This window comes from Pseudonocardia sp. ICBG601, from assembly GCF_020496245.1.
The window spans coordinates 69386-88782 of the sequence record NZ_JAHLJA010000049.1 but is presented as its reverse complement, the minus strand read 5'-3'; the positions used below and the strand labels follow the sequence as shown (position 1 = coordinate 88782).

Below are 19397 nucleotides of genomic sequence, written 5' to 3'. Positions count from 1 at the left end.
GGGTGCGGATCGCCCAGGCCCTGACCGCCGTCTACGGCGAGCTGGTCGGCGAGCCGGTCGTCGAGCCTTCCGAGGACGACGACCCCGAGGCCCGCACGCCAGGTGGGCGCCCTGGGCTGACGGCGGCGGCCGTGCTCCCTGGCACCTACGCGGCGTCGCTGATCGCGCACGCACCGTCGGTATGGGGCTCGGTGTCCGGTACCGCCTGCGCCGTGCGAGTGGTCATCCGCGTGACTGGTGAGCGACGCTAAGCATCAGCTCCTACCGTGATCGGCATGCGCACAGCCGACGATCAGTGGGAACATCAGCAGCAGCGTGGGCGCCACCAGCCCTGGCCGTCGCCGCGGGGCGGGGCACTGGAGACCGCCGCCCCGACCGCCTGGTCGACGATCCGTACGCCCAGCGGTTCGTCGATGCGGCCGGGACGCTGTCGGCGTGCCGCAGGACCCGGACGACCCCGCCGACCCGTGGGTCGTGCAGGCCGGCTACCAGGGCGTGCGCTCCCGCTTCTTCGACGAGGCCCTCACCGGCGCCGGGACGACCCAGGTCGTGCTGCTCGCCGCGGGCCTCGACGCGCGGGCCCTGCGGCTGCCGTGGCCCGCCGGGACCACGGTGTTCGAGGTCGACCAGCCGAAGGTGCTGGACTCAAGGACGGGGTCGTCGCCGAGGCGGGGATCACGCCGACCGCGCGCCGGATCACCGTGCCGGTCGACCTGCGCCACGACTGGCCCGCCGCGCTCACCGCCGCCGGTTTCGACCCGGCCCGCGACCGCCTGGCTGGCCGAGGGGCTGCTGCCCTACCTGCCCGCCGACGCCGAGCAGCTCCTGTTCGAACGGGTGCACGCGCTGTCGCGCCGGGCAGCCGGATCGCCGTCGAGGCACTTCGGCGACCAGGTCGAGCGGATCGCGGACGACCCGTCGTTCCGGGTGGCCGCCCAGGAGATGCTGCCCGGCACCGACGTCCGCGAGCTGTTCTTCGCCGAGCCCGGACCGAGCCCTGCGACGCCTGGCTGCGCCGCCACGGCTGGACGGTCACGGCCCGTACGGCTCGCGACGTCGCCGCGGACTACGGGCGACCGCTGGGCGGCACGGTCGTCGACATCCTCGGCGCGACGACGCTGCTGTGGGCGACCGGCCCTGAGCGGCGGGCTCAGCGCGCGGCGCGGGCGTCGACGAGCAGGGCGAGGTGCAGCGTCGTCCGCACCTCGGGGTCGGTCGAGTCCAGGTCAGCAGGGCGGACAGGCGGCGCAGCCGGGCGTAGGCCGCCGGGCGGCCCACCCCCGAGCCGCGCTGGCGACGTCGGCGACGACCCCCCGCCGTCTGTCGACCAGGGCCCACAGGTGTCCCGGGCGTCGGTCCGCGCGGCCGCGGGCAGTGCGCCCACCGGGCCGAGGACGTCCGCGGCGAAGCCGAGCAGATGGGGGTCGTCGCCGAGGCGGTGCACCACCAGCCTGCGCAGCGCGGGCACCCGGACCGGGCCGCGGCCGCCGCGGTCGCGCGGGGGCGGCCGCGTCCTCGCGGGCCCGGCGCAGCAGGTCCGGCAGGTCGGCGACGGAGCCGGGCCCGGCCGTCGCCGCGGCCACCGTGGCGGGCAGCGCGGCGAGCAGCGGGCCGCCGTCGCCGGGGACGAGCGCGACGAGCTCGCCGGGTGCGGGGGAGGCCACCGTCGCCGCGGTGCGACGACGGCGAGTGCCGCGTCGAGGCCCTGCTCCGGGGAGTGATCGCCGGTCGCGCGCAGCGCCACCACCGACAATCCGACGGCGGTGTCCAGCCCGGCGGCGCGGGCGCGCACCGCCAGCCGTCCGGCGTCGGACGGGACCGCGACGGCCAGGTCGGCGACCAGCGCGTCGCGGGCGGCACGCAGCAGGGACGACCGGATCCGGGTCGAGCAGCGACACCGCGTCCGCGGCGGCGTCGAGCACCGTGCGGACCCGGTCGGCGGTGCCCGGCGTCGGCCGCGACGCACCGTCAGCCGCCCCACCCCGCGCGCCCGGCCGCCCGACCGGCGCGGTCCGCCCAGCCTCGGGCCCGGCGGGCCCGGCGAGGCGCGAGCGCGCCACCCAGTCCCGCAGGTCCGGGCCGCCCGCCGTGAGCAGGACCCGGTGCGCGAGGTCCTCGCACACCACGGGTGCGTCGATCCGGCGGGCCAGCTCGTCGAACCACGCGCTCGGGCCCCACCCGGTGCAGGGCGAGCGACCGGGAACGCGGCCTCGGCGCCCGGCGGCCCGGGGAGGTCGTCCGCCGCGGTCGACGATCTCCCCCAGCACGCCGCGACGATCTCGGCGAAGCGCACCGTGCGGCGCAGCTCCACCAGTGGGAACCCGGCCGCCGCGGGCGGCCTGCACCAGCCCGCGGGTAGCGACGGCAGCTGCTGCCCGATCTCGACGACCAGCCCGACCGCCCCGGCGGCCCGCAGCGCGTCGACGTAGCGGGCGGGGACGGTGGTGGGGTCGGCCACCGGCATCCCCACCGACAGCACCAGCACCCCGGGGGCAGCGTCCCCGCCGGGTCGGCGACCTCGCTGACGTGCACCCAGCGTACGGGGGTGCCCAGTGCCGCCCGCCCGGCCCGGACGGCCGGTGCCCCCGCCCGACCTCCGACGGGCCAGCACGTCGGCGATGGTCGGGTGCACCGGGGATCCACTCCGTTCGCCGGAAGGCTCGGGACGATACGGATCGTATCCCTGACCGGAGCCGTCGCGGCGCCGACGATCGGAGGTGTCCACGCCGCTACCGAGGGAGCCCCACGTGACCGCCGTCGAGAACCCGACCCGGACCGAGGCCGGTGCCACCCCGGACGCGCCCGCCCTCTCACCGCACGCCGACGCTGCGGGCCGGCACCTCTGGATGCACTTCGCCCGGATGCACGGCCGCGACGGCGCGAACCCGATCCCGGTCATCACCCGTGGCGAGGGCGTGCACCTGTGGGACGACCGCGGGCGCCGGATCCTCGACGGCCTCGCCGGCCTGTTCGTCGTCCAGGCCGGGCACGGGCGGCGCGAGCTGGCCGAGGTCGCCGCCCGGCAGGCGTCGGAGCTGGCGTTCTTCCCGGTCTGGGGCTACACGACCCCGCCAGCGGCCGAGCTCGCCGAGCGGCTGGCCCATCTCGCCCCCGGCGACCTGAACCGGGTCTTCTTCACCTCCGGCGGCGGCGAGGCCGTCGAGAGCGCCTGGAAGGTGGCCAAGCAGTACTTCAAGCTCCGCGGCCGCCCGCTCAAGCACAAGGTGATCTCCCGGGCGACGGCCTACCACGGCACCACGCACGGGGCGATGGCCGTGACCGGGCTGCCCGCGATGAAGAAGGACTTCGAGCCGCTGGCCCCCGGCGGGTTCCGCGTGCCCAACACCAACCTCTACCGCCACCCCGAGTTCGACGGCGACGCCGAGGCGCTGGGCCGCTGGGCCGCCGACCGGATCGAGGAGGCCATCGCGTTCGAGGGCGCCGACACCGTCGCCGCGGTCGTGCTGGAGCCGGTGCAGAACTCCGGGGGCTGCCTGACCGCGCCGCCGTCGTACTTCGCCCGGGTCCGCGAGATCTGCGACCGGCACGACGTGCTCCTCGTCGCCGACGAGGTGATCACCGGCTTCGGCCGCCAGGGCGTCCCGTTCGCCAGCGCGAAGTTCGGGTTCACCCCGGACATCATCACCTGCGCGAAGGGCATGACCTCGGGTTACGGGCCGCTGGGCGCGATGATCGCCTCGGAGAAGGTGATCGAGCCGTTCCTCGCCCCCGGCGTGACGTTCCCGCACGGCTACACCTGGGGCGGGCACCCGGTCTCCGCCGCCGTCGCGCTCGCGAACCTCGACCTCATGGAGCGCGAGGACCTCTACGGCAACGTCGCGTCCCACGCCGACGCGTTCGGCGCGACCCTCGGCCGGCTCCGCGACCTGCCGATCGTCGGTGACGTTCGCGGCGACGGCTACTTCTGGGCGATCGAGCTCGTGCGCGACCGGGAGACCCGGGAGACCTTCGGCCCGCAGGAGCGGGAGCGGCTGGTGCGCGGCTTCCTCCCCGGTGCGCTGTTCGAGGCGGGCCTGTACTGCCGGCCCGACGACCGCGGGGACGTCGTGATCCAGCTGGCACCGCCGCTGATCGCCGGACAGGCCGAGTTCGACGAGATGGAGCAGATCCTGCGGCACGTGCTCACCGAGGCGGCGGAGGTCGTATGAGTTCGTAGGGACCCGCCGCGTCGGTTGTTGACCAACCGGCGGGTAACTAGGTTGAACGCGCAGGCGCCGCACCGCGGCGGGGCATGCGACGGGGGGCTCCATGACGACCGACGACCTCACCGGCGGACGCGAGGTCGTCGTGACCCAGGCCCGGTCGCACACCGAGCGCGGCATCCTGCGGCGCTGGGCCGAGGAGCACCACCCGGGCGCGAGGGTCGTCGGGATCGGGCCGAACGGCGAGGTGCCCTCCGCCCTGGGGGAGGCCCTGCACGGCGACGACACCGTGATCGTCCCCGCCCGCGTGGCCTGGGTGACCCCCGAGCCGGAGGACAGCGGCGCGGTCGGCAAGCTCACCGGGCTCGCGACCTCGGCCGTCATGCGGATGGCCTGGTCGCCGCTGCACCCCTCGATGGCCCGGCACCGCCCGGACGCGGCGCGGGTCGTGGTGGGGGAGGCCGCGACCGTCGCCGACCTGGTGTCGCGGTTCGTCGCCCAGGAGAGCGGGCGGCCCGGCAGCAACGGCTTCACCCGCTTCGTCGCCCGCCAGGCCGTGCTGGCCTGCGACCGCGCGGAGCGGCGGATCCTCGGCGACCGCTACAAGGTGCCGCGCCGGATGGTCGAGCAGATCACCTCCTCGTCGCGGTTCGCGGCGCTGGTCGACCGGCTCGCCCGGCAGACGGGCACCCCGGCCGCCGAGGTCGAGCAGCGCCTGGAGTCCTGCCTGCACGAGATGGCCGCGGTGCAGAGCCCGCCGGCGATCGACGTGTTCCGGGCGATGATGGGCCCGATGCACTCCAAGGCCTGGGACGTGCAGGTCGACGAGTCCGGGCTGGAGCGGCTGCGGGAGCTCAACAAGGAGCACGCACTGGTCTTCCTGCCCAGCCACCGGTCCTACGCCGACCCGCTGCTGTTCGCCGAGGTGCTGCACGACCGCGACTTCCCGCGCAACCACGTGCTCGGCGGCAACAACCTGTCGTTCTGGCCGATGGGGGCGCTGGGCCGCCGGGCCGGGATCGTGTTCATCCGGCGCACCTTCGGCGGGGACACGATCTACAAGGCCGCGATCCAGGAGTACCTGGGGCATCTGCTCGCGAAGCGCTTCAACCTGGAGTGGTACATCGAGGGCGGCCGCAGCCGCACCGGCAAGCTGCGCAAGCCCCGCATCGGGCTGCTGCGGTACCTGGTGTCCGCGCTGGAGGAGCGCCCCGAGCTCGACGCGATCCTGGTGCCGGTGTCGATCGTCTACGACCAGCTGCACGAGGTCGGTGCGATGGCCGCCGAGCAGCGTGGGGCGGCGAAGAAGGCCGAGGGCCTGGGCTGGCTGCTCGGCTACTTCCGGGACCAGCGCCGCCACATCGGCACCGCCCGGGTGCGCTTCGCCGAGCCGTTCGCGCTGCGCCAGGCGCTGGCCGACGCCGGGCCGGGCCGGGCCGGGCCCAGCTGGAGAAGGTCGCGTTCCGGGTGTGCGCCGGCATCAACCGGGTCACCCCGGCCACCGCGACCTCGCTCGCGACCTTCGCGCTGCTCTGGGCGCAGGACCGGGCACTGACCCTGCAGCAGGTCCGGGAGGTCGTCGCGCCGTTGGCGGACTACCTGGAGGCCCGCGGCATCCCGGTGCCGATCGCCGAGCTGCGGACCCGGCACGGCCTGCGGATGACCCTCGACCGGATCGCCGAGGCCGGTGTCGTCACCATCTACGACGGCGGCACCGAGCCGGTCTTCGCCATCAGCACCGGCCGCCACCACGTGGCCGCGTTCTACCGCAACGGCGCGCTGCACCACCTGCTCAACCGGGCCATGCTGGAGATCGCGCTGCTGCGCGTGGGCGACGCCGACCCGGACGAGGACATCGTCGAGGTCGCATGGCGGGAGCTGGCCCGGCTCCGGGACCTGCTGAAGTTCGAGTTCTTCTTCTCCACCCGCCGCGAGTTCCGCGCCGAGATCATCGGCGAGCTCGACCTCGTCGACCCGCAGTGGCGGACCCGCGCGGCGGACCCGGCCGACGTCCGCGGCGCGCTGCGGCAGGCGCCGCTGCTGGTCGCGCCGGGTGTGCTGCGCTCGTTCTTCGACGCCCAGCTCGTCGTCGCGGACCGGCTCGTCGCGCTCGGCGAGGAGCCGATGACCGACGAGAAGGAGTTCCTGGAGGACTGCCTGGGCGTCGGCCGCCAGATGCTGCTCCAGCAGCGGGTCGACCGCGCCGACTCGGTGTCGCGTGAGCTGTACGCCACCGCCGTGCGCCAGGCCGACAACCGCGACCTTCTCCGCGAGCCGGAGTCCGGCGCGGCCGGTGCGCCGCTGGCCGACCGGCGCGCCGCCTGGCTGACGGAGGTCACCGCGGTGATCCACGATCTGGGACGGCTGGGCGAGCTGCAGCGCGCCCGCCTCGAGGTGGTCCTCGGTTCCGGCGAGACGACGACGGTCGCGGCCTCCGCCGCCGCGGGCGCCGTCGTCCCGCCGGCCGGGGCGCAACAGCGTGCGGAAGGGGACTCGGGTGTCGCCAGCTGACGGTGCGCGGGACGGGGACACCCGGGCCAGGATCCGGGCCATCCGGGAGGCCGAGCCCGGACCGGGCACGATCGCCTACTTCGACTACGACGGCACCGTCATCGACGGCTACTCGGCGGGCGCGTTCTACCGCCGACGGCTGCGTGAGTTCGACGTCGGCCCGGTCGAGATGGTGCGCACGGTGCTCTCGGGCATGCGCGGCATCCGCACCGACGACGACTTCAAGGAGTTCCTCGCGATCACCCTCGCGACCTGGAAGGGCCGCAGCGAGGACGAGCTGCTCGCGCTGGGCCGGACCCTGTTCCGCGACGAGATCGCGGCCGCGCTGCACCCGGAGGTGTGGGAGCTCGTCGCCGCGCACCGGGAGCAGGGCCACCAGGTCGTGATGGCGTCCTCGGCGACCCGGTTCCAGGTGCAGCCGATGGCCGAGGAGCTGGGCGCGGACCGCGCACTGTGCACCGAGCTGGAGGTGCGCGACGGCGTGCTGACCGGCCGCGTCGCCGGGACCTCGCTGTGGGGGACCGGCAAGGCCGACGCGGTGCGGGCCGACGCCGCGGCGCACGGCGTCGACCTCGCGGACTGCTTCGGCTACGCCAACGGCACCGAGGACGCGGAGTTCCTCTCCGCCGTCGGGCACGCGGTGGCCGTCTCGCCGACCGACTCGCTTCGCAGGCTCGCGGTGGAGCGGGGCTGGCCGGTGCTCGACTGCGCGCCGCGGGGCGGGCTGTTCCCGAGCGTCGCCGACCTCGCCCGGACCGCGGTGTTCTACGGCGGCCTGCTGGGTGGTCTCGCGACCGCGGCAGGGGCGGGTCTGCTGCACGGCTCGCGGCGGCGCTTCGTCGACATGGCCGCCGGGGTGGGGTCCGACGTCGCGTTCGGGCTGGCCGGGATCGACGTCGAGGTCAGCGGCGCGGAGCACCTGCACTCGGCGCGCCCGTGCGTGTTCGTGTTCAACCACCAGTCCAAGTTCGACGTGCCGCTGATGATGAAGCTCCTCCGCGAGAACTTCACCGGCGTCGCGAAGAAGGAGGCCGCACAGATCCCGGTGTGGGGCCAGCTGTTCTGGGCCGCCGACGTCGCGTTCGTCGACCGCGGCAACTCCACCGCCGCCCGGGAGGCGCTGCGCCCCGCCGTGGAGAAGCTCCGCGACGAAGGGGTCTCGCTGGCCATCGCGCCGGAGGGGACGCGCTCGGCGACGCCGCGGCTCGGCCCGTTCAAGAAAGGCGCGTTCCACATCGCGATCCAGGCCGGTGTCCCGATCGTCCCGGTGGTCATCCGCAACGCCGGCGAGATCATGTGGCGGGGTGCGCAGACGATGCGCGGTGGCACCGTGCAGGTCGCGGTGCTCCCGCCGGTGGACACGTCGTCGTGGGTGCCGGAGGACGTCGGGAAGTACGCCGACCAGGTCCGCGACCAGTTCCTCGACACGCTCGCGGCCTGGCCCGAGCGGCGGATCGCGCAGGACGGACGCAGCCAGGAGGACCCGGCATGAGTGACACTCCGCTGGCGTGGGGTTCGGTCCGCGAGATCTCGTCGTTCGAGACGATGATGTGGCGTGCGGAGGCCGACGACCCCCGGTTCCGCTCGCCGGTCCTCGCGGTCGAGCTGCTCGACGTCCGGCCGGACTGGGACCGGCTCGTGGCCGCCGTCGACTGGGCGACGCGGATGGTGCCGCGCTTCCGCGAGCGGATCCGCGAGCCGCTCGGCGGGCTGGGCACGCCCTACTGGATCCACGACGTCGAGTTCGACCTGCACTACCACCTGCGCCGGGTGCGCATCCCCGGCGCGGGACCCGACTTCTGGCCGGAGCTGTCCTCGATCGCCGAGCAGTTCATGATGACGCCGTTCGACCGGGAGCGGCCGCTGTGGGAAGCGACCCTCGTCGAAGGTCTCCCGGGCGGTCGCGCCGCGTTCCTGCTGAAGCTGCACCACGTGCTCACCGACGGGATGGGTGTGGTCCAGCTGCTGTCGCAGCTGCACAGCCGCAAGCGGGAGCACGACGAGGAGAAGCCGCAGCCCCCCGCACCCGCCACCGAGACGCCCGACCCGCTGGCCGAGGTCGACCGGCTGGTGCGCCGTGAGGCCGGCATCGTCCCGGCGACGGTGCGCGCGGCGCGCGACGTCGTCGGTGCGCTGACCCACCCGCTCTCCGCGGCGCGCGACAGCGCGCGCTACCTGGAGTCCGCGCTGCGGGTGCTGTCGCCGCCGCCGGGCACCGGGTCGGAGCTGCTGCGCCCGCGCGGGACGTCGTGGCGGTTCGTCGCGCTCGACGTCTCCTTCCCCGACCTGCGGGCGGCCGCGAAGACGGTCGGCGGCTCGTTCAACGACGCCTACGTGGCCTCGCTGCTCGGCGCCTTCCGCCGCTACCACGAGGAGATGGGCCACCCGGTCCCCGGCGACGCGGTCCTGCGCACCTCGGTTCCGGTGTCGGTGCGCCGACCCGGGGACGCCGACGGCGGCAACCGGTGGGCGCCGGCCCGGCTGCGCGGCCCGATGGGCATCGCCGATCCGGCCGCCCGGCTGCGGGCGGTCGGTGAGCAGATGCGTGCGGCCCGCGAGGAGCCCGCGCTGGAGAGCCCGGATGTCGTCGCCCCGCTGCTGGCCCGGCTGCCCGGACCGCTGCTGACGCTGGTGGCGGGCGGGTCGACCCAGGGCAACGACCTGCAGGCCTCGAACGTGCCGGGCCTGCGGGCGGAGGCGTTCCTGTGCGGGGCACGGATCGAGCGGGTCTACCCGTTCGCGCCACTGCCCGGCTGCGCGGCGATGATCACCGTCGTCACGCACGGCGAGCTCTGCTGCGTCGGCGCGAACATCGACGCCGCCGCCATCACCGACCGCGACACCTTCGCGCGCTGCCTGGCCGAGGGGTTCTCCGAGGTCCTCGCCCTGCACCCGGGATCGGCCGAGCCGGTGGTGGTGGCGTGAGCGCCGTCCACGTCGGCGGGTCCGGCGAGCCGTTGCTGCTGCTGCACGGGGTGACGTCGTCGTGGCGGGCCTGGAAGCCGGTGCTGGCGATGCTCGAGGAGCACCACGAGGTCTGGGCGGTCACCATGCCCGGCCATCTGGACGGCCCGCCGATGCCCGAGGGCGAGTTCAGCATCGACCTGCTGGTCGACGCGCTGCTCGACCAGCTCGACGGGCTCGGAGTGCCCGAGCGGCCGCACGTCGTCGGGAACTCCCTCGGCGGCTGGGTCGCGCTGGAGCTGGCCCGCCGCGGGCGAGCCCGGTCGGTGGTGGCGCTGTCCCCGGCCGGGACGTGGGAGATGCCCGCCGACCTGTACCGGCTGCTCGCGAGCTTCCGGATCGGCGCGATGCTCGCCGGGTGGGCGCCGGTCCGGGCGCTCGCCTCGTGCGGCCTGATCCGCCGGCTGATGCTGCGCGCGCTGTCCGAGCGCACCGACCGTTTCACCCCCGAGGAGGTCGCCGAGCTGTTCGCGGACTTCCTCGGCTGCACGGTGCTCGACCCGCTGCTGTCCGCCGCGCGGATGGACAACGCGATGGCGCCGTTCGAGGAGCTGCCCTGCCCGGTCCGGATCGCGTGGTCGGGCTCGGACCGCACGATCCCCTACAGCCGTTACGGGCGCCCCATGATGGACGCCGTGCCCGGCGCGGAGTTCGTCGTGTTGCCGGGGGTCGGGCACGTGCCGATGGTCGACAACCCGGCCCTGGTCGCGTGGACGATCCTGCAGCACACCCGCTACGAGGTGGCCTCGTGACCGGGCCGGCCGCCGGGGCGCCGGACGGGGCCGTGGACCTGGCCGCGGCCGTCGAGGGCTGGGCGCCGGAGCCGCTCGTCGGCACCGACGCGGTGTCCGCGTGGTCGGTCGCCGCGTTCTCCGGCTTGCTGGACCTCGACCCGGTCGCCGCCGAGGGCGACCCGCTCCCGCCGCTGTGGCACTGGTTCGCCTTCCTCGACACTCCGCCGACGTCCGCGCTCGGCGACGACGGGCACCCCGGCGAGGGTCGCTTCCTGCCGCCGATCCCGGACCGGCGACGCATGGTCGCGGGCGGCCGCCTGACGTGGCACGCCCCGTGGCGGGTCGGTGAACCGGTGACCCGCCGCCAGGAGCTCGGCCCGGTCCGCGTGAAGCAGGGCCGCAGCGGGCAGATGGCCTTCGTGACCACCCGCGCGGAGTTCCACCGCGGTGACACGCTCCTCTGCGTCGAGGAGCAGGACATCGTCTACCGCTCGCAGCCCGCGGGCACCGGGCGCGGGATCACCGCCCCGGACCCGGCGCCGCGTCCGGAACACGAGTGGGGATTCACCGTGCCGACCGGCCCGGAGCTCCTGTTCCGCATGTCGGCGCTGACCTACAACACCCACCGCATCCACTACGACCTGCCCTACGTCACCGAGGTGGAGGGCTATCCCGGGCTGGTCGTGCACGGCCCGCTGTTCGCGCTGCTCGGCCTGGAGATCGCGCGCCGCCACCGCCCGACGGCGTTCGTCCGCGGCTTCGAGTACCGCCTCACCGCACCGGCCTTCGCCGGCGCGGACGTCTGGGTCGGCGGGACCCCGGACGGGGACCGCATCGTCGTCGCCGCGGGATCGGACGGGGCGCCGGAGTCGGTGCGGGGGAGCATCGAGCTGGCGTCCTGACCGGTCAGGTCCGCGGGGCGTAGCGGCGGACGAACCGCCGCTGGCCCGGGGTCGCCGCGTCCCACGTCACCGCGCACCCCGCCGTCCGCCCTCGAAACACCGGGCGTCACGCACCGGTGGCCCCGACCACCGGTACCCGCCTCCCGCCGGGCCGCGACCGGCTCCCGCGGGATCGATCAGCACGATGCGGCCCTCCGCGGGGCGGAAACGTGCTGATCGCCGAGGAGTCACGATGTCTCGGGGTCCGCCATCGCGGCGAGTGCCTGGGCCAGCGCCTCCTCGACGCGGGCGGCCTCGACACCGGCCGCGGACAGGACGCCGTCGCCGTCCTCGGTCTCCAGCAGCGCGAGCAGGACGTGCTCGGTGCCGACGTAGTTGTGTCCCAGCCGCAGCGCGTGGCGGAACGTCAGCTCCAGGGTCTTCTTCGCGTCCGGGTCGAACGGGATGAGGGCGGGGAGGGTGTCCGCGGGGGCGGGCAGCGCGGCGGTGGCGGCCTCGCCCAGCGCCGCGGTGTCGGTGCCGAGCCCGGTCAGCAGCAGCACCGCGAGCCCACGGGTCTCGGAGAGCACGCCGAGGAGCAGGTGCTCCGGCGTGATCCGGTCGTTGCCGGCCGCACGGGCCGACTCCTGGGCGGCGACGACGACGGCCCGCGCCCGCGGGGTGAAGCGCTCGAAGCCGCCCGCCATGTCGGTCCCGGGGTCGGCGCGGGGCACGAACCGCTTCTGCGCGGCCTGCTTGGACACCCCCATGCTGCGGCCGATCTCGGTCCACGAGGCGCCGGATCGCCGCGCCTGGTCCACGAAGTGGCCGATCAGGTGGTCGGCCACCTCGCCGAGGTGGTCGCCGGCGAGCACTGCGTCGGACAGCTGCTCCAGGGGGTCCTGGTGGACGGCGGTGATGGCTCGGATGAGGTCGTCGAGACGGACGGTGGTGCCCGGAGGCGTCGGAGTTCCCATGCGTCAACCGTAAGTTGACGCAGGCGATCCGTCAACACTGGGTTGACGGTCATTCGTGCTCGGGCAGCAGCGGCACCTGCAGGCCCTCGTCGTGGCCGAGGCGGCTGGCGCGGCCGACCGAGGCCGATCCGAACCGGCTCCGGACGGCGTCGAGCGCGGTGTCCAGGGCGGGTCCGGCGTGCGCGTCGAGCGGCAGCTCCAGCTGCAGGGCGTCGTCGCGGTCGAGGTTGGTCAGCGACAGGCCGAGCAGGGTGATCCCGCGGCCGTGGATCTCGGGCAGCGCGTCGACGAGCAGTCGTCGTGCCGCGGACAGGATCGTCGGGGTGTGGGCGGTCGCGACCGGCAGGGTGTGCGAGCGCGTGATGCGGGCGTAGTCGCCGAACCGCACCCTCAGCACGACGGTGCGGCAGACCCGGCCGCCGGCGGGAGTGCCGATCGCGCCGGTGTCCGCCGGATCGCCGCCCGATTCGGCGGCGTCGAACGGGTCGGCGGTCCCGTCCGGCTCGTCGCGGTCGGACCCGCGAGGGGCGCGCAGTCGCCGGGCCAGCCGGTCGACGGTCGAGGCCAGGATGCCGTCCAGCTCGGCGTCCGTGCGCGGGCGCCGGCCCAGGGCCCGCTGCGACCCGATCGACCGGCGGGTCCGGTGGGTGTCCACCGGCCGGGGGTCCTGCAGGTGGGCCAGGGCGTGCAGGTGGCGGCCGGCGCCGGGTCCCAGGTAGGAGACCAGCGCCGCCTCGCCCAGCGCCGCGACGTCGGCGACGGTCCGCACTCCGACCTCGTGCAGCCGGGCCGCGGTCACCGCGCCGACGCCCCACAGGCTGCGCACCGGCAGCGGGTGCAGGAACTCCCGTTCCCGGTCGGGGTGGACGACCAGCAACCCGTCGGGCTTCGACGCCCCGCTGGCCACCTTCGCGAGGAACTTCGTGCGGGCCACGCCGACGCTGATCGGCAGACCCGCCTCCCCGGCCACCCGCTCGCGCAGCCGCGTCGCGATCTCCCGGGGGGTCCCCACGATCCTCTCCAGACCGCCGACCTCCAGGAACGCCTCGTCGATGGACAGCCCCTCGACCTCCGGGGTCGTGTCGCGGAACAGCGCGAACACCGCGCGGCTCGCCTCGGAGTAGGCCGCCATCCGCGGCGGCACGACGATCGCCTGCGGGCACAGCGCCCGCGCCTGGCGCCCGTTCATCGCGGTCCGCACGCCGTAGGCCTTCGCCTGGTAGCTGGCCGCCAGCACGACACCGCCGCCCACGATCACCGGCCGCCCGCGCAGCCGCGGGTCGTCGCGCTGCTCGACCGACGCGTAGAACGAGTCCAGGTCGGCATGCAGGATGGTGGCCAGGCCGCGCACGAACACATGTTCGCATGCGGCCGGGGCGACGGCGAGGGCTCGGTGTGGTGGCTCAGGAGCCCCCGGTCCGGCTGCGCCAGCGCTCGCGGGCCCGCCGGGCGGCCTTCGCCACCGCGGCGTCGGGGTGGTGCTCGCCCAGCGCGGCGAGCACGTCGCCGACCCGGGGATGGTCGAGCTGCCACAGCATGTCGAACACGTCGAGGGACTCGGGCGGGAACTCGTCGGCGAACGCGTCCGGCCAGTCCTCGGCGTCGACGGTGTCCAGCGCGACGGCCAGCACGTCGACCGAGGCGACCAGCAGGAGCTCCGGCTCGACGGCGTCGGGGTCCAGCTCCCCGCGCGCGACGAGCCGGCGGGCCACCATCCCGCGGTGCGGGCCGTCGAGGTGCTCGCGCAGCAGGGTGTCGACGGTGTCGGCGCCGAACCGGTCCGCGGCCACCCCGGTCGCGGTGAGCGCGACCAGCAGCGACTGTCCCGGCGCGAGCGCGGCGGCCACGAAGTCCGCGACCGCGCGGGCCGGGTCGGGCTGCGCGGCGTGCCAGGCGTCGATGTCGCGGCGCCACTCGTCCGGCGCGACCTCTCCGGCCAGCTCGACGATCTCCGCGGCCGAGGCGACCGCCGGGTCCGGGCGGGTCGGGTAGTGCAGGTCCTCGGCGGCGAGCAGCAGCAGCGCGCAGGCGACCCCACCGGGGGTCAGCTGCACGATCCCGCCGACCCGCACCTGGCCGACCAGGTCGTCGGGCTCGGTCCGCGAGCCGGTCCAGGCGACGACGCCGAGCCGCTCCAGCTGCTCCAGCAGCAGCTGCGCCCGGCCCTCGGCGACGCCGGTGTCGCCGGGCTGCTCCTCGGTCCAGTCGAGCAGCACGTCCAGGGCGTGGCACAGGTCGTCGTGGTCGACGCCGTCCTCGACGTGGCGCAGCAGGAACAGCAGGGCCGGGGTCGCGTCCTCCGATGGCGGGCCGTCCCCGGCGCCGAGCAGCGCCTCGATCGTCTCGTCGTCGATCCCGGCCCCCGGCACCGGGGCCTCGTCGTCGAACCCGAGGACCACGTCCTCGAGCGGTGCGGGCAGCGACGGGTGGGCCGACGAGCCGGCCGGGCGGTCGGGGTCGGTCCCGTCGTCGACGACGGCACGCGGCCAGCCGGTCGAGAGCGCGCCCACGTCGCGGGCGGCCAGCACGAGGTCCTCGTGGGCGGTGGTGTCGTCGAGCCCGGCGAACCGTGGCACGGCCACCAGCCTGCCCTTCTCCCGGCGCACCGCGCCCGCGCGCACGCTGGTCTCCAGCACCCAGGTGAGCGTCCGCAGCCGGGTGGAGCGGTCGAGGCGGCCGTAGCGGTCCGGCTCGTCGCCGGTGCCGAGCAGGTCCACCAGCTCCCGCGCGTCGGCCAGCCGCAGGTTGCCGGTCGCGGTCAGCGGCCTGCCGCGGTCGCCGCACCAGGCGGCCAGCGCGCGGGCGTCGTGCAGGATCCGGGCCTGCGCCGCGGACGCCGCCCGGTCGGCGGGCGAGGGGATCCGCACCGGGTCCGGGTCGTCGCCCAGCTCGGTCAGCAGCGGGGACCCGGCTCCGGCCTCCAGCTCCTCGTACTCCTGCACGTACTCCCCGCACAGCCGCCGCACCTGCGACGGCCGCGGCCCGCCCGGGGCGAGCAGCCCCCGTTCGTCGAGGTACTCGATGAACGCCGCGACGCTCGCGGGCACCAGACGCACCGGCAGCCGGTGCTCCAGCACGACGTGCGGGCACCAGCCGTCGAGGAAGGTCTCGACGTGCTCCAGGGGCCAGTCCGCGAGGTCACCGTCCGCCGCCAGCCACTTGTACTGCAGCAACAGCTCCGCCGACATCGGCTCGGCGTCCACCTCGTTCTCGGTGAGCCACGCCGCGAACCCGTCGAGCAGTTCCTGGGCGGCCGCGTGGAACTCGTCGTCGGAGTCCGGGCCGAACCGCATGCGCATGGCCCGAGTGTGCACGCCCGGCGGGCCGGCCACACCCACGGCCACGGATCGGCGTGTCCGGAGCGGGCCACCGGCTCGGCAGGCAGGATGGCCGGGACATGACCACACTCCTCGCCCTGCTCGCGGCCGCGGCCGCCATGGCCGGCAACACCGTCGCCGCCCTCTGGGAGGCCCGCGGGAGCCGGCTGGCGAAGTACGGGCGGCCGGTGTGGCTGCAGCCGTGGTTCCTCGCCGGGCTGTTCGCCGACATCCTGGCGTGGGTGCTCACCGTGGTCGCGCTGCGCTACCTGCCGGTCTTCGCGGTCCAGTCGATCCTCGCCGGCGCGATCGCGCTGACCACGCTGGCCGACCACGGCTGGAACCCGTGGAACCTGATCCGGCGCGACCGGTGGGCCGTCCTGGCGGTGCTCGCAGGCCTGGTCGTGGTGGCCGCGAGCGCCGAGCCGGACCGTCCGGACGCGCTGCCCCCCGTAGCCACCCCGGTCCTGCTGGTGTCGTTCGTGCTGATCCTCGCCGCCGCACCGTTCGTGTGGCGGGCCGGGCGGCCGATGCTGCTGGCGCTGCTGGCCGGGCTCGGGTTCGGCGGTACCGCGCTGGCCGTGCGGGCCATTCACCCCGGGCCGCTGCGCTGGGAGACCGCGGGCAGCCTGCTGCTCGACCCGCTGGTGTACGGCGTCGTCGCGATGGGCGTGCTCGGGGTGCTGGCCTTCGCCCGCGCCCTGCAGGACGGCGCCGTCGGTCCGGCGACGGCGGTGCTGTCGGTGACCGAGGTCGTGGTGCCGGGTGTCGTCGGGCTCGCGCTGCTCGGCGACCGGATCCGGCCGGGCTGGGAGGGCGCCGCGCTCGCCGGGGTGCTGGTCGCGCTGGCCGGGGTGGTCGTGCTGACCCGTCCCGACCCGGAGTCGGTGCGCCGCCGGGTGCACTGAGCCGGGCCCCCGAGCGGGGAACAGCCACGGCCGGAATCGGTGTTGCCCCCACATGACGAGCACCTGGACCTCCGCGACGACCGAGAGCACCGAGCGCGCCGCGCACGACACCTGGCGCGCCGACCGCGAGCGGACCCTGGCCGAGCCGCACGGCTGGCTGTCGCTGACCGCCCTGCACTGGCTCGACGACGGCGAGGGCGGGCTGCCGGGGCTGCCCGGCACCTGGCGGGTCGCGGGCCCGGACGCGGTCGCGGTCACCGCCGAGGCGGCCGACGGCGTCGTCCTGCCCGGCACCGACGCGCCGCTCGACGGCACGGCGCACCTGCACCCGGTGGACGGCGCACCCGGGGTGATGGTCACCGTGGGGGAGCGGGTCGTCGAGATCGCGCGGCGCACCGACTCCTATGCGCTGCGCGTGCGCGACCCGAGGGCGGTCACCCGGACCGCCTTCACCGGTGTCCCGGCCTGGGGTTACGACCCGGCCGCGGTCGTCGACGCGGTGTTTACCCCCTACGACGCACCGCGCACCGTCACCGTGGACGCCGTCGTCGCCGGCCTGCAGCACTTCCCGACCGCCGTCGGCGAGGTCGCCTTCACCTGGGCGGGCCGCCCGCAGCGACTGGTGGCGCTGGCGGGCAAGGACGGGGGCCTGTCCCTGCACTTCCGCGACGCCACCTCCGGGGACACCACCTACGGCGGCGGGCGCATCCTGCGCACCGACGACCCCGCCCCGGACGGGACCCTGCGCCTCGACCTGAACCGGGTGGTGAACCTGCCCTGCGCGTTCACCGCGTACGCCACCTGCCCGCTGCCGCCGGCCGGGAACACCCTGGACGTGCCGGTGGAGGCGGGTGAGCGGACCCCGTCGCGGCCCGACCAGGTCTGAGGCGAGGGGCGGCCCGGCACACGGGGAGCGTGTGCCGGGCCGACGGCACGCCGCGGCGGTTGCAACCTCCCCGCAACCGGTGTCGTGGGTCACGCGGGTGGTGTTCACTCCGGTCGTTGCCCCGACGACCGCGGCAGGACGGCGAGCGCCGCCACGGTCGTGGCGAACCGCTCGCTGGAGGTGCCCGTGACGACCACGCAGGAGAAGACGGCGGCACGCACGACCGCGGAGGGCTGGCTCACCGCCTTCGCCGACGCCCTGTCCGCCCGCGACATCGACCGCGCCGTCGGGCTGTTCGCCGACGAGAGCTACTGGCGCGACCTGGTCGCGTTCACCTGGAACCTGAAGACCGTCGAGCACCACGACGGCATCCGGGACCTGCTGACCCACACCCTGGACCCGACCGACCCGTCGCACTGGGCGCTCTCCGCCGAGCCGACCGAGGCCGGCGGTGTCACCGAGGGGTGGTTCACGTTCGAGACCGCCGTCGGGCGCGGCTCCGGGCACGTCCGCATCGTCGACGGGAAGGCGTGGACCCTGCTCACCACCCTCGACGAGCTGAAAGGCCACGAGGAGCCCCGCGGGGAGAACCGGCCGCTCGGCACCGAACACGGCGCCAACCCCGCCCGGGTCACCTGGAAGGAACGCCGCGACGCCGAGCTGGCCGAGCTGGGCCACACCCGCGACCCCGAGGTCGTGATCATCGGCGGCGGGCAGGGCGGCATCGCGCTGGGCGCCCGGCTGCGCCAGCTCGGTGTCGACACGATCATCGTCGAGCGCAACGAGCGGCCCGGCGACTCCTGGCGCAAGCGCTACAAGAGCCTCGCCCTGCACGACCCGGTCTGGTACGACCACCTGCCGTACCTGAAGTTCCCGGACAACTGGCCGGTGTTCGCGCCGAAGGACAAGATCGGCGACTGGCTGGAGTTCTACACGCGGATCATGGAGCTGAACTACTGGGGCTCCACCACCGCGAACAGCGCGGAGTTCGACGAGGCGTCCGGTCGCTGGCGCGTCGTCGTCGACAGGGCGGGCGAGCGGATCACCCTGCGCCCGCGCCAGCTCGTGATCGCGCTCGGCGTCTCCGGCAAGCCGAACATCCCCGACTTCCCCGGGCAGGAGCAGTTCCGCGGCGAGGTGCAGCACTCGTCGCAGCACCCCGGCCCGGACGCCTACCGGGGCAAGAAGGTCGTGGTCATCGGCTCGAACAACTCCGCCTTCGACATCTGCGGGTCGCTGTGGGAGGTCGGCGCCGACGTCACCATGGTGCAGCGCTCGTCGACCCACATCATCAAGTCCGACACGCTGATGGAGTACGGGCTGGGCGACCTCTACTCCGAGCGCGCGGTCAAGGCGGGCGTCGACACCCACACCGCGGACATGATCTTCGCGTCGATCCCCTACCGGATCATGCACACCTTCCAGAAGCCCGCCTACGACAAGGCCCGCGAGGTCGACGCGGACTACTACCGGCGGCTGGCCGACGCGGGTTCGAGCTGGACTTCGGCGACGACGACTCCGGCCTGTTCATGAAGTACCTGCGCCGCGCGCTCGGGCTACTACATCGACGTCGGCGCCGCCGAGCTCGTCGCCGACGGCGAGGTGAAGCTGGTCCGCGGCCAGATGCAGGAGTTCACCGAGAAGGGCGTGAAGCTCGCCGACGGCACCGAGCTCGACGCCGACCTCGTCGTCTTCGCGACCGGCTACCGGTCGATGAACGGCCTGGCCGCCGACATCGTCGGCCAGGACGTCGCGGACACGGTCGGCAAGGTGTGGGGCCTGGGCTCGGACACGACCAAGGACCCGGGTCCCTGGGAGGGCGAGCAGCGCAACATGTGGAAGCCCACCCAGCAGCAGAACCTGTGGTTCCACGGCGGGAACCTGCACCAGAGCCGGTTCTACTCGCTGTACCTGGCGCTGCAGCTCAAGGCGCGGGAGGCGGGCATCGACACCCCCGTCTACGGGCTGCAGGAGCGGCACCACCTCTCCTGACCGCCGAGCAGGAGAGCCACCGGGGTGGCCGCGCGCCGGGATCGCGCGCGGCCACCCCGTACTA

The 19397-nt window shown here is 74.9% G+C and carries 12 protein-coding genes and 3 pseudogenes; 11 read left to right on the top strand and 4 right to left on the bottom strand.

Annotated features, from left to right (window positions below; genetic code table 11):
- On the top strand, positions 1 to 251 hold a 251-nt coding region (locus KPL57_RS17355; protein WP_226352406.1), incomplete at its 5' end, for a hypothetical protein.
- Between the two features lie 64 nt (positions 252 to 315).
- A pseudogene (locus KPL57_RS69805) lies at positions 316 to 707 on the top strand (class I SAM-dependent methyltransferase); the annotation flags it as partial.
- Positions 708 to 1150: 443 nt separating this feature from the next.
- On the opposite strand, the gene KPL57_RS17345 reads toward KPL57_RS69805, so the two are convergent.
- On the bottom strand, positions 1151 to 2485 hold the full coding sequence (locus tag KPL57_RS17345) for a PucR family transcriptional regulator ligand-binding domain-containing protein (protein ID WP_308252908.1): 1335 nt from the start codon (positions 2483 to 2485) through the stop codon (positions 1151 to 1153).
- Positions 2486 to 2747: 262 nt separating this feature from the next.
- On the opposite strand from KPL57_RS17345, the gene KPL57_RS17340 reads away from it, so the two are divergent.
- The 6 genes and pseudogenes from KPL57_RS17340 to KPL57_RS17315 all read left to right on the top strand — a co-directional run bounded on the left by KPL57_RS17340 (position 2748) and on the right by KPL57_RS17315 (position 11274).
- Complete coding sequence (locus KPL57_RS17340; RefSeq protein WP_226352405.1) at positions 2748 to 4169, top strand: aspartate aminotransferase family protein; 1422 nt, start codon at positions 2748 to 2750, stop codon at positions 4167 to 4169.
- Positions 4170 to 4269: 100 nt separating this feature from the next.
- Positions 4270 to 6674 (top strand): annotated as a pseudogene (locus tag KPL57_RS72255) (glycerol-3-phosphate 1-O-acyltransferase).
- Complete coding sequence (locus tag KPL57_RS69795; RefSeq protein ID WP_020628118.1) at positions 6661 to 8166, top strand: HAD-IB family hydrolase; 1506 nt, start codon at positions 6661 to 6663, stop codon at positions 8164 to 8166. The pseudogene KPL57_RS72255 and the gene KPL57_RS69795 overlap by 14 nt, the downstream one beginning before the upstream one ends.
- On the top strand, positions 8163 to 9599 hold the full coding sequence (locus tag KPL57_RS17325) for a wax ester/triacylglycerol synthase domain-containing protein (protein ID WP_226352404.1): 1437 nt from the start codon (positions 8163 to 8165) through the stop codon (positions 9597 to 9599). Before KPL57_RS69795 ends, KPL57_RS17325 begins: the two co-directional genes overlap by 4 nt.
- Positions 9596 to 10390 carry an alpha/beta fold hydrolase gene (locus KPL57_RS17320; protein WP_020621837.1) on the top strand — a complete coding sequence of 265 codons (795 nt, stop codon included), beginning with the start codon at positions 9596 to 9598 and terminating at the stop codon, positions 10388 to 10390. The genes KPL57_RS17325 and KPL57_RS17320 overlap by 4 nt, the downstream gene beginning before the upstream one ends.
- Positions 10387 to 11274, top strand: a complete 888-nt coding sequence (locus KPL57_RS17315; protein ID WP_226352403.1) for a MaoC family dehydratase N-terminal domain-containing protein — start codon at positions 10387 to 10389, stop codon at positions 11272 to 11274. Before KPL57_RS17320 ends, KPL57_RS17315 begins: the two co-directional genes overlap by 4 nt.
- Positions 11275 to 11501: 227 nt before the next feature.
- Here the strand turns inward: KPL57_RS17315 and KPL57_RS17310 are convergent, their stop codons facing one another.
- The 3 genes from KPL57_RS17310 to KPL57_RS17300 are packed head-to-tail and all read right to left on the bottom strand — an operon-like array spanning position 11502 to position 15529.
- The gene (locus tag KPL57_RS17310; RefSeq protein ID WP_226352402.1) at positions 11502 to 12230 is read right to left on the bottom strand and encodes a Clp protease N-terminal domain-containing protein; all 729 of its coding nucleotides are present in this window, start codon (positions 12228 to 12230) and stop codon (positions 11502 to 11504) included.
- Positions 12231 to 12279: 49 nt separating this feature from the next.
- The gene (gene dinB / locus KPL57_RS17305; protein WP_226352401.1) at positions 12280 to 13587 is read right to left on the bottom strand and encodes a DNA polymerase IV; all 1308 of its coding nucleotides are present in this window, start codon (positions 13585 to 13587) and stop codon (positions 12280 to 12282) included.
- Positions 13588 to 13633: 46 nt separating this feature from the next.
- On the bottom strand, positions 13634 to 15529 hold the full coding sequence (locus KPL57_RS17300; protein ID WP_226352400.1) for a hypothetical protein: 1896 nt from the start codon (positions 15527 to 15529) through the stop codon (positions 13634 to 13636).
- A gap of 98 nt (positions 15530 to 15627) precedes the next feature.
- On the opposite strand from KPL57_RS17300, the gene KPL57_RS17295 reads away from it, so the two are divergent.
- The 3 genes and pseudogenes from KPL57_RS17295 (at position 15628) to KPL57_RS17285 (ending at position 19333) form a co-directional block, all read left to right on the top strand.
- Positions 15628 to 16455 (top strand): hypothetical protein, encoded by an 828-nt coding sequence (locus KPL57_RS17295; RefSeq protein WP_020622541.1) that lies wholly within the window; start codon positions 15628 to 15630, stop codon positions 16453 to 16455.
- Positions 16456 to 16507: 52 nt separating this feature from the next.
- Positions 16508 to 17341 carry a DUF1684 domain-containing protein gene (locus KPL57_RS17290; RefSeq protein ID WP_226352399.1) on the top strand — a complete coding sequence of 278 codons (834 nt, stop codon included), beginning with the start codon at positions 16508 to 16510 and terminating at the stop codon, positions 17339 to 17341.
- A gap of 186 nt (positions 17342 to 17527) precedes the next feature.
- A pseudogene (locus KPL57_RS17285) lies at positions 17528 to 19333 on the top strand (NAD(P)/FAD-dependent oxidoreductase).
- Positions 19334 to 19397 lie beyond the last annotated feature (64 nt).